At 70.4% G+C, this 12291-nt stretch carries 12 protein-coding genes and 1 tRNA gene; 7 read left to right on the top strand and 6 right to left on the bottom strand.

Annotation, left to right across the window (positions count from 1 at the left end):
- Window positions 1–9: 9 nt before the first annotated feature.
- Window positions 10–1155, bottom strand: coding sequence for a citrate/2-methylcitrate synthase (locus DI269_RS02885; protein ID WP_112133626.1), 1146 nt, complete (start codon window positions 1153–1155; stop codon window positions 10–12).
- A 189-nt stretch (window positions 1156–1344) separates the two neighbouring features.
- Between DI269_RS02885 and DI269_RS02880 the strand changes: the two genes are divergently transcribed.
- The 4 genes from DI269_RS02880 (at window position 1345) to DI269_RS02870 (ending at window position 5413) form a co-directional block, all read left to right on the top strand.
- Entirely contained in the window at window positions 1345–2772 is a 1428-nt protein-coding gene (locus tag DI269_RS02880) for a serine/threonine protein kinase (protein WP_112133625.1), read from the top strand.
- A gap of 105 nt (window positions 2773–2877) precedes the next feature.
- Complete coding sequence (locus DI269_RS26750; protein WP_157974726.1) at window positions 2878–3060, top strand: hypothetical protein; 183 nt, start codon at window positions 2878–2880, stop codon at window positions 3058–3060.
- Between the two features lie 130 nt (window positions 3061–3190).
- Window positions 3191–4663: an MFS transporter gene (locus tag DI269_RS02875; protein ID WP_198667097.1), complete on the top strand. Its 1473-nt coding sequence runs from the start codon at window positions 3191–3193 to the stop codon at window positions 4661–4663.
- A gap of 111 nt (window positions 4664–4774) precedes the next feature.
- On the top strand, window positions 4775–5413 hold the full coding sequence (locus DI269_RS02870) for a TetR/AcrR family transcriptional regulator (RefSeq protein WP_112133624.1): 639 nt from the start codon (window positions 4775–4777) through the stop codon (window positions 5411–5413).
- 47 nt (window positions 5414–5460) lie between these two features.
- On the opposite strand, the gene DI269_RS02865 is transcribed toward DI269_RS02870, so the two are convergent.
- From DI269_RS02865 to DI269_RS02855, 3 genes are all read right to left on the bottom strand, one after another.
- A tRNA-Gly gene (locus DI269_RS02865) sits at window positions 5461–5533 on the bottom strand.
- Between the two features lie 90 nt (window positions 5534–5623).
- Entirely contained in the window at window positions 5624–6271 is a 648-nt protein-coding gene (locus tag DI269_RS02860) for a GNAT family N-acetyltransferase (protein WP_112133623.1), read from the bottom strand.
- Between the two features lie 2 nt (window positions 6272–6273).
- Window positions 6274–6942 carry a GNAT family N-acetyltransferase gene (locus DI269_RS02855; protein WP_112133622.1) on the bottom strand — a complete coding sequence of 223 codons (669 nt, stop codon included), beginning with the start codon at window positions 6940–6942 and terminating at the stop codon, window positions 6274–6276.
- 99 nt (window positions 6943–7041) lie between these two features.
- Here DI269_RS02855 and DI269_RS02850 point away from each other — a divergent pair, with 99 nt between their 5' ends.
- The 3 genes from DI269_RS02850 (at window position 7042) to DI269_RS02840 (ending at window position 10333) form a co-directional block, all read left to right on the top strand.
- The gene (locus tag DI269_RS02850; RefSeq protein WP_112133621.1) at window positions 7042–7287 is read left to right on the top strand and encodes a hypothetical protein; all 246 of its coding nucleotides are present in this window, start codon (window positions 7042–7044) and stop codon (window positions 7285–7287) included.
- 64 nt (window positions 7288–7351) lie between these two features.
- On the top strand, window positions 7352–9736 hold the full coding sequence (locus DI269_RS02845) for a phosphoketolase family protein (RefSeq protein WP_112133620.1): 2385 nt from the start codon (window positions 7352–7354) through the stop codon (window positions 9734–9736).
- A 123-nt stretch (window positions 9737–9859) separates the two neighbouring features.
- The gene (locus DI269_RS02840) at window positions 9860–10333 is read left to right on the top strand and encodes a DUF4188 domain-containing protein (protein ID WP_112133619.1); all 474 of its coding nucleotides are present in this window, start codon (window positions 9860–9862) and stop codon (window positions 10331–10333) included.
- Here DI269_RS02840 and DI269_RS02835 read toward each other — a convergent pair.
- Window positions 10330–11304 (bottom strand): phosphotransferase family protein, encoded by a 975-nt coding sequence (locus DI269_RS02835; RefSeq protein WP_112133618.1) that lies wholly within the window; start codon window positions 11302–11304, stop codon window positions 10330–10332. The two genes, DI269_RS02840 and DI269_RS02835, sit on opposite strands and share 4 nt — an antisense overlap.
- 103 nt (window positions 11305–11407) lie before the next feature.
- Window positions 11408–12121: a PspA/IM30 family protein gene (locus DI269_RS02830; RefSeq protein WP_112133617.1), complete on the bottom strand. Its 714-nt coding sequence runs from the start codon at window positions 12119–12121 to the stop codon at window positions 11408–11410.
- Window positions 12122–12291 lie beyond the last annotated feature (170 nt).

Below are 12291 nucleotides of genomic sequence, written 5' to 3'. Positions count from 1 at the left end.
CGGAACCGTCTAGGCGGCGAAGCCGTCCTCGGGGACCGGGACGGGCGGCGGGGTGCCGACGTAGCGGGCCCGGGGGCGGATGATCTTGGAGTCGCGGGCCTGTTCGAGGATGTTCGCGCTCCAGCCGACGACGCGGCTGGTCGTGAACGTGGGCGTGAACATCGGGCGCGGCACGCCCGCGAGCTCCATGACCACGCCCGCGTAGAACTCGACGTTCGTGTAGAGCTTGCGGCCGGGCTTGACCTCGGCGAGGATCTCGACCACGCGGCGCTCGACGGTCTTGGCGAAGTCGACGATCTCGCCGCCGAACTCGTCGGCGACTGAGCGCAGGTGGAGCGAGCGCGGGTCGTCGGTCTTGTAGACGGCGTGGCCGAAGCCCATGATGCGCCGCCCGGCCTCCAGCTCGCCGCGGATCCACGAGTCGATGTTGCCGGGGCCGCCGATGGCGTCGAGCGCGTCGAGGGCCCGGGCGGGTGCGCCGCCGTGGAGCGGGCCCGAGAGCGCGCCGATGGCGCCGACGAGGGCCGCGCCGAGGTCGGCGCCGGTGGAGGCGATGACGCGGGCGGTGAACGTGGAGGCGTTGAAGCCGTGGTCGATCGTGAGGATCAGGTAGTGCTCGACGGCCCTCGCGGCCTCGGCCGAGGGCACCTCGCCGGTCATCATGTACAGGTAGTTCGCGGCGTAGCCGAGGTCGGCGCGCGGGTCGAGCGGTTCCTGGCCCTGGCCGAGGCGCCACATGGCGGTGAGGATCGCGGGGGTGACGGCGCAGGCGAACAGGGCGTCGTCGGCGCGGGCGGCCTCGTCGATGTCGAGGACGGCCTTCATAGGCCGGGCCGCGCACGCGGCCGACAGCGCGGTGCGCAGGCCGTCGAGCGGGGAGGCCGCGGCCAGGTGCGGGAGCAGTTCGCGCAGCTGCGGTGTGAGGGTGCGGTAGGGCGCGACCTGGGCTTTGAACGAGTCGAGCTGCGCGCGGGTGGGCAGCTCGGCGTGGGTCATGAGGTACCAGACCTGCTCGAAGGAGCAGTGCTGCGCGAGTTCGACGGCGTTGTACTGCCGGTAGTGGTAGAAGCCCTCCTCGCCGCGGACGTCGCCTATCTCGGTGTCCGCGACGATGACGCGGTCGAGGCCCTTGGGGACTTCGATGAATTCGGGCATTGGGTCCTCCTCCGCTCGGTTCGCTTGACAGCCTACGGGATTTCGCTCGGAACGGGCCCGAACGGCGACCCGGGGAACCGCGGCGGGCGCGCGGCGGTCACACTGGTTCCGAACTCATTTCTAGAGCGGCCCTCGGCTCCGTATCCGGCTCCAGGGCTTCGCAGGACGCTCCGAACGAGGTTTGCACACGTGGATTCCGGGACTCTCCTCTCCGGCCGCTACCGGCTGGACCGGCCCATCGACTCCGGCGCCATGGGCGCGGTCTGGGCCGCGCTCGACGAGCGGCTGAAACGCGAGGTGGCCGTCAAGATCCTCCTGCCGGGCCTCGACGGCGCCGGCGAGCGGTTCCAGCGCGAGGCCGAGACCCTCGCGAGCCTCAAGGGCCCGAACTACGTCGAGGTCTACGACTTCGGCGAGGAGCTCGACGGGGACCGCGAGGTCAAGTTCCTGGTCATGGAGCTGGTCGAGGGCACCTCGCTGGCGCGGCTGCTCGCGCGCGAGGACCACCTCGACCCGGAGCGGACGATGCGGATCGTCGCCGAGGCCGCCGACGCGCTCGGCGCGGCCCACCGCAGGCAGATCGTCCACCGCGACGTCAAGCCCGCGAACCTCCTCATCGACGCCGACGACCGGGTCCGCCTGGTGGACTTCGGGATCTCGCTGCTGGTCGACCAGTCGCGCCTGACCGACAGCAAAGAAGTCCTCGGCACCATCCCCTACGTCTCCCCCGAGCGGCTGCGGAACCAGGACGTCACCGGCAAGTCCGACCTCTACTCGCTCGGCGCGGTCGCGTACGAGTGCCTGACCGGCACCCCGCCGTTCCCCGGCCGCGACGCCATGGCGGTCATCCACAGCCACCTCTACGAGGAGCCGCCCCCGCTCCCGGACTCGATCCCGCCGCAGGTCGCCTCGGTGGTGTCCCGGCTGCTGCGCAAGGCCCCGGAGGAGCGCTGGGAGTCGGGCGAGGCCCTCGCTGAGGCGTGCCGTTTGGCGACGACCGGCGAGATCGTGGTGCCGCCTCCTCCGCCGCAGCCGCCGGTCGAGGACCGACCGAACCGGCGGAAGCGCTTGGCGCTCTTGACGACCGCCGTCGCGGTGGTGATCGCGGTGATCGCGGTCGTGCTGTGGGGCAACTGGACGGGCGACTCGCCGTTCGGCCCTTCGGGCGACGCGGAGGAGTCCACGGTGGAGGCCGCCGGCGACGCGGGCGGGGACCCGGCGACGGACGGGGCGACCGACCCGGCGGCCTCGGACTCCGCATCGGAGTCCCCGGCGGCCGAGGAGACCGAGGAGGAGACGGGCGGCGGCACGGAGGAAGGCGGCTCGGGCGAGACCGGCGACGACGAGGCCACCCGGGACCCGAACATCTCCTCCGACGGCAGCGAACCGGTCCCGTCGGTGACCGGCATGGACACGTTCAGCGCCAAGGACGCCCTGGAGGCGGAGGGGTTCACCAACGTGGTCGCCGAGGTCGGCTACTACTGGTACACGCCCGAACCCGAGCACTGCACGGTCATCCAGCAGTTCCCCTCCGCCGGCGAGGAGACGAACTACACCGACCAGATCACGCTGTCCTATCACGAGCGCACGGCCGAAGGCACCTCGTGCGAGTGGTGAAGCGGGCGGTACGGGTTGACCGTCCGGGCCCCGGTCTGGATGATGGAACGGGCGACCGGTACAACAGTCCCTGCACGGTCACCTTCTGAAGCGATTGGTCTGAAGATGGAAGATAATCTGGGCGCCGCCCCCGGCGTGGTCGTCGGGGTCCTGCTCATCATCGCGGCGGTCATGTGGTTCTCCCCCGGCGCGCGCCACAAGTTCCGCAAGGCGACCCTGTGGCTGGTGATCATCGCGGTCGCGATGATCATCATCTTCGGCTACCTGAACGCCGGCCAGGAGGCCTAGCTCCCGAACTCCCGCAGCTCACGGATGCTGCGGGATTTTTTCCGCCCGCCTATTGGAACAGATCATTCCGGTCTGCTATAGTGGAATCAAACGTTCCGTTCCACTGAATTCGGATCAGCCGGAGGCTACCGTGACCGTCATCCTCGACACCCCCGCCGACGAAGCGCAAACCGCCGCAGCGCCGCAAACGGCCGAGCCGCGGACCTTCCCGCACCGCTGGCTGGGACTCGTCGCGATCCTCTCCGCGACGCTCCTGAACCTCCTCGACGCCTCGATCGTCAACGTCGCCGCCCCGGCGATCCGCTCGGAGCTGGGCGGGACCGCCGCGACGCTCCAGTGGCTCTCGGCGGGCTACACCCTCGCCCTCGCGATCGGCCTGCTCACCGGCGGCCGGCTCGGGGACATGTTCGGCCGCAAGAAGGTCCTCATGGTCGGCCTGGTCGGGTTCCTCGCGGCCTCGCTCGCCTGCGGCGCCGCCGGGACGATCGAGGTCCTCCTCGCCGCCCGCGTCGTCCAGGGCGTCTTCGCCGCGGTCATGGTGCCGCAGTGCTTCGGCCTGATCCGCGACATGTTCGGCCGCGAGATGGGCAAGGCGTACGCGCTGTTCGGTCCGGCCATCGGGCTCGCGACGATCGCCGGACCGGTCGTCGCCGGCGTCCTGGTCGACGCGAACCTGGCCGGCACCGGCTGGCGCTCGATCTTCCTGATCAACCTGCCGCTCGGCGCGGCCGCGATCGTCCTCAGCGCGAAGGTCCTCCCCGCCGGCGCCCCGGCCGTCAAGGGCCTCAAGCTCGACCTCGGCGGCGCGCTCCTCGCCGCGGCCGGGATGTGCCTGCTGCTGGTGCCGCTGGTCGAGGGCCGCGAGCTGGGCTGGCCGGTGTGGTCGATCGCAATGCTGGTCGCCTCCGTCCCGGTCCTGGGCCTGTTCGCCTGGACCCAGGCGCGCCGCGCCCGCTCCGGCCGCACCGCGCTGGTCGAGCTGAGCGTCTTCAAGAAGCGCTCGTACACCTCCGGCATCGCGTTCGTGGTCGTCTTCTTCGGCGCGATCACCGGCTTCTCCCTCGCGGTGGGCCTGTTCCTCCAGCTCGGCCTCGGCTTCGGGCCGCTCCAGGCGAGCCTGGCGATGGCCGCGTGGGCGGTCGGCGCGTTCGTCGGCTCCGGCTCCAGCGCGGCGCTCGCCCCGAAGCTCGGCCGCGGCATCCTGCACGTCGGCCTCGCCACGATGGCCGCCGGCCTGGCCGTGGTCTGGATCCAGTTCGGCGCCGACACGCTGCCGGGCACCTGGGCCCTGTCCCCCGCGTTCGGGATCTTCGGGATCGGGATGGGCATGATCTTCGTGCCGCTGTTCGGGATCATCACCGGCGACCTCGAAGACCACGAGGTCGGCTCGGCCTCGGGCCTCCTGGAGTCCTTCCAGCAGGGCGCCGCGGCGCTCGGCGTCGCCGGACTCGGGACGGTGTTCTTCGGCCAGTTCGCGATCGGCGCCGGCCCGGCCGAGGCGATGCACGCCGCGCAGCTGGTCACCGGCCTGACGGTGCTGCTCACGGTGGTGGCGTTCCTGGTCGCGTTCGGCCTGCCGAAGCAGGCGAAGGCCGAGCACTGATCCCACCCAAAGCCCCTCGACCGGTCGTGCTCTCCCGCACGGCCGGTTGAGGCATTGTTTTGAAAGAAGCACAGCAGAATGAACCACTCTGTTCCAGATAGGATGCGTGCCATGACCGACAAGCCGCTCAGCGGGCGCAAGGCGCAGGCCGCCCGCAACGACAAGCTCATCCTCGAAGCCGCCCACGAGGTGTTCGTCGCCGACCCGGAGGCGCCGATCGCCGAGGTCGCCAAGCGCGCCGGCGTCGGCATCAGCGCGCTGTACCGGCGCTACCCCAGCAAGGAGGACCTGCTCCGCAAACTCGCCGGGGACGGCCTGACCCGGTACATGGAGCTGGCGCGCGAGGCGGTCGAGTCCGAACAGGAGCCATGGGAGGCGTTCCGCACGTTCATGCGCGCGGTCGTCGTCGCCGACACGCCCTCGATCACGGTGCGCCTGGCCGGGACCTTCACGCCGAGCCCCGAGATGTTCGCGGCCGCCATCGAGGGCGACTCGCTGAACAAGTCGATGCTCGCCCGGTTCAAGAACGCCGGGGTGCTCCGCGAGGACATCGACAACGGCGACCTCCAGATGGTCACCGAATCGGTCGCCTCGATCTCGATCGGCGACGCCGAACGGACCCGCGAGGTCCGCCTGCGGACCCTGGAGCTGTACCTCCAGGCCCTGCGAGCCCCCGGCACGGCCCCGCTGCCGGGCCGGACGGTGAGCGACGAGGAGATGGGCGCCCGCTGGATCCCCAAGGGCGCGTGAGCATGACGAAAGGGGCCTCCCTGGCGGGAGGCCCCTTTTCTCGTCTGAGCGGACGACCGGGATCGAACCGGCGACCTACACCTTGGCAAGGTGTCGCGCTACCAACTGCGCTACGTCCGCATTTCACCGGGTTGCCCCCGGGAACGAGGTTTACTGTATCGCACCGTTCAGCGGGCCCTCGCAGGCCCATGGGCCCGATTGCGGCTCAGCTCACGCCAGGCCGAGCATCGCGCGGGCGTCCTCGTCGAGCCCCTCAATGCGGACTTCATGCCGCCGGTGCGCCTCCCAGTCCTCGCGCGAGAGCCGCCAGCGCCTGTCCAGGCGCCGCAGGTCCCCGGTGACGATGTGGTTGACGCCGTCCGCCTTGTACCCGAGCTTGCGCGAGACGCCTTCGGAGGGCCCGTTCCCGTCGAAGGAGGCGCTGAGCGCGTAGTCGGCGCCGAGGCCCTCGAAGATGAACGCGAGGACGGCGGCGCGCATCTCGGTCCCGAATCCCTGCCCGTGGTGCGGGAGGCCGAGCCAGGAGCCGGTGATCGCCTCCTTGGAGACTTTGACCTTCCTCGCGCTGACTTCCTGCATGCCGATGACCTGGCCGTCCCGGACGACGACGAACGGCAGGGCCCAGTCCTCGGGAGTCGAGCCGGCGAGGGTCTTCATCTGCCACATGACCGTGGCGCGGCCCCGCATGGCCGGCTCGGCCTCGGTCCACGGTTCGATGAACGGCATGAAGTCCGGCCGGTGGATGCCCCCGGCGGCCTGGTCGGCGAGCGCGACGAGGTCGTCGAGGTCGGGCAGGCGCAGTTCGAGGCGGTCGGTGCGCAGGCGGATACGGTAGATCGGGAGGTAGTCGGTGAGCATCGCTATTCGCTTTCGTCGTCGGTGAGGCCGAACATGTCGAGGACGTCGGCGTCGAGGCCCTCGATCGTGACCTCGTGGGTGCGGTTGGCCTCCCAGGCGTCGCGGGTGAGGCGCCAGCGCTGCTCGGTGCGGCGGACGTCTTCGACGACGACGTGCTTGACGCCGTCCTCGCGGTAACCGAGGCGGCGGGAGACTCCGGCGGAGGCGTCGTTGCCGTCGTAGGAGCCGCTGGTCGCCCATTCGGCGCCGAGTCCGGCGAAGGCGAGGTGGAGGACGGCGGCGCGCATCTCCTTGCCGAGGCCCTGGCCCTGGTGGGGCAGGCTGAGCCAGGAGCCGGAGCTGACTTCGCGGGTGAGGGCGAACTTCTCGGCGCCGTGGAGTCCTTGGACGCCGACGGGTTCGCCGTCGCGGAAGACGAAGAACCCGATGCTCCAGTGCAGGGGGTCCCAGCGTCCGATCGAGCGGTGGTGCCACAGGGCGACGCTGCGGGCGACTTCGGCGGGGGTGCCGACGGTCCAGGGCACGTTGAAGGGCATGAAGCCCGGATCGTGGACGCCGGCGGCGGCCGTCTCGGCGAGGGCGGCGATCTCGTCGAAGGTCTGGGGCAGGCGCAGTTCGAGGCGGTCGGTGCGCAGGCGGAGCCGCAGGATCGGCAGGTGGTCGGCGAGCATGGTCCGATTGTCGCGGGGGCGGGGTGGGACGGCAATCGGTTATCGGGACTTCCCGGCACTTAGACTTCCGGTGACGCGTACGGAAGAAGGAGGCGCGGCATGAACATGGGCCAGTCGGGGATGCTGTTCGTCTTCGGGATGTTCCTGCTCGTCACGGCGATCATCATCTCGGGGATCTACTTCGCGGCGTCGGCGTCGAAGGCGCGGGCCGCGGCGGCGCGGGAGGCGCAGTACCGGGAGCTGGCGGAGAAGGCCAGCGTGGACGCGACGGAGATCCAGGCGTCGCTGATCGAGATCAAGTCGCGCCTGGCGTCGCTGGAGCGGCAGCGGCGCGACGCCGAGTAGCGCGGGCGCGAGGAATTCTTGCGAATCGCGGTCAATCCGCGCGCGATGGGGCACGCTCTGACGCATGGACACCGCGAAGACCGATCGCTCCGCCGCGCCGCTCTCCGAGGATGAGCTGGCGAGCGTGGACGCCTACTGGCGGGCCGCGAACTACCTCACCGTCGGCCAGATCTACCTGCTCGACAACCCCCTGCTCCGCGAGCCGCTGCGCCCCGAGCACGTCAAGCCGCGCCTGCTCGGCCACTGGGGCACCAGCCCCGGGCTGAGCCTGATCTACGCGCACCTCAGCCGCTGCATCAAGGCCCGCGGGCTCGACGTGATCTACGTGTGCGGCCCCGGGCACGGCGGCCCGGCGATGGTCGCGAACACGTGGCTGGAGGGCACCTACCCGGAGCTGTACCCGTCGGTGAACCACTCCGAGGAGGGCATGCGGCGCCTGTTCCGCCAGTTCTCGTTCCCCGGCGGCATCCCGTCCCATGTGGCCGCCGAGGTGCCGGGGTCGATCCACGAGGGCGGCGAGCTGGGGTACGCCCTGTCGCACGCGTACGGGGCGGCGTTCGACAACCCGGGACTCACCGTGGCGTGCGTGGTCGGCGACGGGGAGGCCGAGACCGGGCCGCTGGCCGGGTCGTGGTTCTCGAACGTGTTCCTCAACCCCGTCTCCGACGGCACGGTCCTGCCGATCCTGCACTTGAACGGGTACAAGATCGCGAACCAGACGATCTTCGCGCGGATCTCCGACGAGGACCGGGCGAGCTTCTTCCGCGGCTGCGGGTACGACCCGGTCCTGGTGGACGGGGACGACCCGGCGGACGTGCACCGGCAGCTGGCGGCGGCGATGGACGCGTGCTTCGACAGGATCGCCGAGATCCGCGCCGACGCCCGCTCCAGGGCGAACGGGACGCCGGTGCGGCCGCGCTGGCCGATGATCGTGCTGCGGACGCCGAAGGGCTGGACGGGGCCGTCCGACGTGGACGGGGTGCCGGTCGAGGGGACCTGGCGGGCGCACCAGGTGCCGCTGTCGGGGGTGCGGACGAACGCGGACCACCTTGCGATGCTTGAGGAGTGGATGCGCTCGTACCGGCCCGAGGAGCTGTTCGACGCCACGGGCGCGCCGGTGCCGCAGCTGCTGGGCCTGCCGCCGGAGGGCGAGGCGCGGATGAGCGCGAACCCGCACGCGAACGGCGGGCTGCTGCTGCGCGACCTGGTGCTGCCGGACTACCGCGACTACGGGCTGGCGATCGAGGGCCACGGCTCCACTGTGGGCGAGGCGACGCGGGCGCTCGGGGTGTGGCTGCGGGACGTCATGTCCGCGAACCCGGACCGGTTCCGGCTCTTCGGGCCCGACGAGGTCGAGTCGAACCGGCTCGGCGCGGTCTTCGAGACCACCGACCGGCAGTGGCAGGCGGAGATCCTTCCCACGGACGAGCACCAGGCCCCGCACGGGCGGGTCATGGAGGTCCTCTCGGAGCACCTGTGCGAGGGCTGGCTGGAGGGCTACCTGCTCACCGGCCGGCACGGCCTGTTCACCAGCTACGAGGCGTTCATCCACATCGTCGACGCGATGTTCAACCAGCACGCGAAGTGGCTCGACTCCTCCGGGGACATCCCGTGGCGCCGGCCGGTCGCCTCGCTGAACTACCTCCTGTCGAGCCACGTGTGGCGCCAGGACCACAACGGGTTCTCCCACCAGGACCCCGGGTTCATCGACCACGTCATGAACAAGAAGGCCGACATCGTGCGGGTCTACCTGCCGCCGGACGCCAACACGCTGCTGTCCACGATGGACCACTGCCTGCGCTCGCGGCAGTACGTGAACGTCGTGGTCGCCGGGAAGCAGCCCGCGCTCCAGTACACGAGCATGGACGAGGCGGTGCGTCACTGCGAACGGGGCCTTGGCATCTGGGAGTGGGCCTCGACCGACGGCGGCGAGGAGCCCGATGTGGTCCTCGCCTGCGCCGGGGACGTGCCGACCCTGGAGGTGCTGGCCGCGGCCGACCTGCTGTGCACGCACCTGCCGGACCTGAAGGTCCGGGTGGTGAACGTGGTGGACCTGATGCGGCTCCAGCCCGAGAGCGAGCACCCGCACGGCCTCGGCGACCGCGAGTTCGACACGGTGTTCACCGCCGACCGGCCGGTCCTGTTCGCGTTCCACGGCTACCCGACGCTCATCCACCGCCTCACCTACCGGCGCACCAACCACGACAACATCCACGTGCGCGGCTACAAGGAGGAGGGCACCACGACCACGCCGTTCGACATGGTCATGCTCAACGACCTCGACCGGTTCCGCCTGGTCATGGACGTCATCGACCGCGTCCCGGGCCTGGGCCCGAACGCCGCGGGCCTGCGGCAGCGCATGGTGGACGCCCGCCACGCCGCCCGCGAGCACACCCGCACGCACGGGGAGGACCTCCCGGAGGTCGCGGACTGGAGCTGGCCTGGATAACCGGGTTCGGTTGCCGTGCAACGCGAGTGACTGAAGGCGCGGCTGCGACCGCTTGACACCGTATGAGCACGCTTCGTTAACCTGTTAGGGGAAGCTTTCCGCCCACCCCCTGGAGGTCCACTCGTGGCGAAGGTCAGGCCCGGACGCGTCGTGGTCGACTACGGCGAGGACCTCGTGGTCTTCACGGTCGGCATGCGGTTCAACAGGCTGTGGAAGATCAACAAGTGGCTGCCGGTGTTCCTCGCGATGCCGAGGATGCTCCGCGAGCTGGCGGCCGACCCGTCGCTGGGCCTCCTCGACTCGCGGACCATGTTCTCCGGCAGGGTGATCATGGTCGTGCAGTACTGGCGCAGCGAGGAGCACCTGGAGGCGTACGCCCACTCCCAGGTCCACGCCCACCGCGGGTTCTGGAAGTGGTTCAACCGCAACGTCAAGAGCAACGGCGACGTCGGCCTGTGGCACGAGCTCTACCAGGTCCCCAAGGGGGCGTACGAGACCTCGTACATCAACATGCCGCCCTACGGGCTGGCGCGCGCCACGGCCGAGAAGGAGGCCGCGCGCACCGACCCGGACGACCACGACCACCAGCCGGTCTAGAGCCCGAACGCGGTGAAGTCCCGTTCGAGGGTATCGTTGGCCCACTTGAGCTGGTCGGCCTCCTGCTCGGGCTCGAACCCGCGGACCTTGCACTCGGCGACCAGGATGAGCATGAGGTACATCCGGTAGAGCGCGAGCCGGCGCTCCTCGGAAACGGTCATGGGGCGGCCGAGGAAGCCTTCGGCGGCCACGGGCTTCTCCTCGTCAGGGACCATCTGGAGCGAGACGAGTTCGGCGATCGGGTCGCCGTAGAAGGCGCGCTCGCCGTCGATGAACGCCTCGAAGACCCAGCCGTCGCCGTCGCGCTTGACGAAGATGTTGCCGTCCCACAGGTCGAAGTGGACGAGCGCGGGCCGGACGACCTCGTCGAGGAGGTCCCGCTGGGCCTCGAACATGGCCCGGACGGCGTCGATCGGGCGCGGCAGGGCCGTACCCTGCTCCTCGATGTCGTCGAGGATGTCGGCGATCATCGCCAGGAACGCGTCCGACCACTTGTCGGCGGCCATGCGCCCGCCCCGGTACGGGTAGCCGAAGCGCTCGCCGGTCACGGTCGCGTACTTGGCGGCCTGCGCGCCGATCTCCTTGCGCAGCACCAGGAGTTCGTCCTTGGGGATGTCGGCGCGGGCCCGGTAGAGCTGGCCGCCTTCGAGGCGGTCGATGATCATGACGCCGCCCTCGGGGTCGGCGTGCCACAGCCGCGGCATCGGCACCCCGGCGGCGAGGCCGCGCTCGAAGCACTCGATCTCGGTGGCCATGAGGTCGACCTCGTAGCTCAGGAGCTTCAGGCCCTTGTCGGGGGCGACCTTGACGACCACGTGCCGCCCGTCGGCGAGCGCGAGGGCGTGGGCGGCGTTGAAGAACCCGTCCTTGAACTCCTCGTGGGCGGTGAACTCCAGGCCGGCGCCGAGCGCGCCGCGCACGAGGGCCTCGACGTCGGCGCGGTCGAGGCGGGGGCGGATCGCGATCTCCATCCCGACATTCTCGGGGCCCGGGATGGTCCACGCAATCCTATTTCCTATAGGAAATACGATCGCGGCCCGGACCGCAGGGTCCGGGCCGCGCTTCGGCAGTCGCTCAGCCGGCTTTGAGCGCCGCGAGACGGGCCTCGACGTCCGCGTCGTCGCTGACGTCGTCCAGGGCCTCGAACTGGCTGTCGAGCGAGGACATCGCCAGCTCCTGGTGGCCGCGGACCTTCGCCTCCTCGCGGCGGACCTTCTCCTCGAAGCGGTTGACCTCGCTGAGCGGGTCCATCACGTTCAGGTTGCCGAGGGCCTCGGTGACCTTCTTCTGCGCCTCGGCGGTCTTGGACCGGGCCGCCAGGCTCGACCGCTTCGCCGAGAGCTCCGTGAGCTTGCCCTTCATCTGCTCCAGCCCGGTCTTGAGCTTGTCGACGACCTCCTGCTGGCTCTTGATCATCGGCTGCTCGTCGGACATCTCCTTCTCGACGGCGATCTGCTTGCCGAGGGCGACCTTCGCGAGGTTGTCGAACTTGTCGGCCTCGTCGGCGCTCCCGGAGGCGCGCAGCTGGTCGGCCTTCCGGCTCGCATTCGCGGCCTTCACGCCCCACTCCTCGGCGGCCTTCTGGTCCGCGGCGTAGTCCTCCTCCATCAGCCGCAGGTTCCCGATGGTCTCGGCGATGGCGTTCTCGGCGTCCACGATGCTGTTCTTGTAGTCCCGCTCGATCTGGGCGAGCATCTTCGCGGGGTCCTCGGCGTTGTCGATGGCGTCGTTGATGTTCGCCTTGACGAGCTGCGAGATCCGCCCGAAGATCGACTGCTTCTTCGACATTGGTCCACTCCTGTTTCGAATACGGTGCAAAGGGTCAGAGGGCTGCGCCCCGGATGTCAGAACCGGCCCCCACCCCCTCGCCTCCCGCGGGTGCCCGAACCGCCGAACGACCCGGGCCCGCGGCGGCCCCCGCCGCCGCCGAACCCGCCCCCGCCGCCGAAGCCTCCCGG

This window comes from Glycomyces dulcitolivorans, assembly GCF_003265355.1.
Taxonomy (GTDB): Bacteria; Actinomycetota; Actinomycetes; order Mycobacteriales; family Micromonosporaceae; genus Glycomyces; species Glycomyces dulcitolivorans.
The sequence above is the reverse complement of the archived record's forward strand: the minus strand, read 5'-3'. Positions and strand labels throughout refer to the sequence as shown.

Bases quoted from the DNA above. Each gene is read 5' to 3' on its own strand.
- DI269_RS02885 (WP_112133626.1), bottom strand. From the start codon at position 1,155: ATGCCCGAATTCATCGAAGTCCCCAAGGGCCTCGACCGCGTCATCGTC.
- DI269_RS26750 (WP_157974726.1), top strand. From the start codon at position 2,878: ATGGAAGATAATCTGGGCGCCGCCCCCGGCGTGGTCGTCGGGGTCCTG.
- DI269_RS02870 (WP_112133624.1), top strand. From the start codon at position 4,775: ATGACCGACAAGCCGCTCAGCGGGCGCAAGGCGCAGGCCGCCCGCAAC.
- DI269_RS02860 (WP_112133623.1), bottom strand. From the start codon at position 6,271: ATGCTCACCGACTACCTCCCGATCTACCGTATCCGCCTGCGCACCGAC.
- DI269_RS02855 (WP_112133622.1), bottom strand. From the start codon at position 6,942: ATGCTCGCCGACCACCTGCCGATCCTGCGGCTCCGCCTGCGCACCGAC.
- DI269_RS02850 (WP_112133621.1), top strand. From the start codon at position 7,042: ATGAACATGGGCCAGTCGGGGATGCTGTTCGTCTTCGGGATGTTCCTG.
- DI269_RS02845 (WP_112133620.1), top strand. From the start codon at position 7,352: ATGGACACCGCGAAGACCGATCGCTCCGCCGCGCCGCTCTCCGAGGAT.
- DI269_RS02835 (WP_112133618.1), bottom strand. From the start codon at position 11,304: ATGGAGATCGCGATCCGCCCCCGCCTCGACCGCGCCGACGTCGAGGCC.
- DI269_RS02830 (WP_112133617.1), bottom strand. From the start codon at position 12,121: ATGTCGAAGAAGCAGTCGATCTTCGGGCGGATCTCGCAGCTCGTCAAG.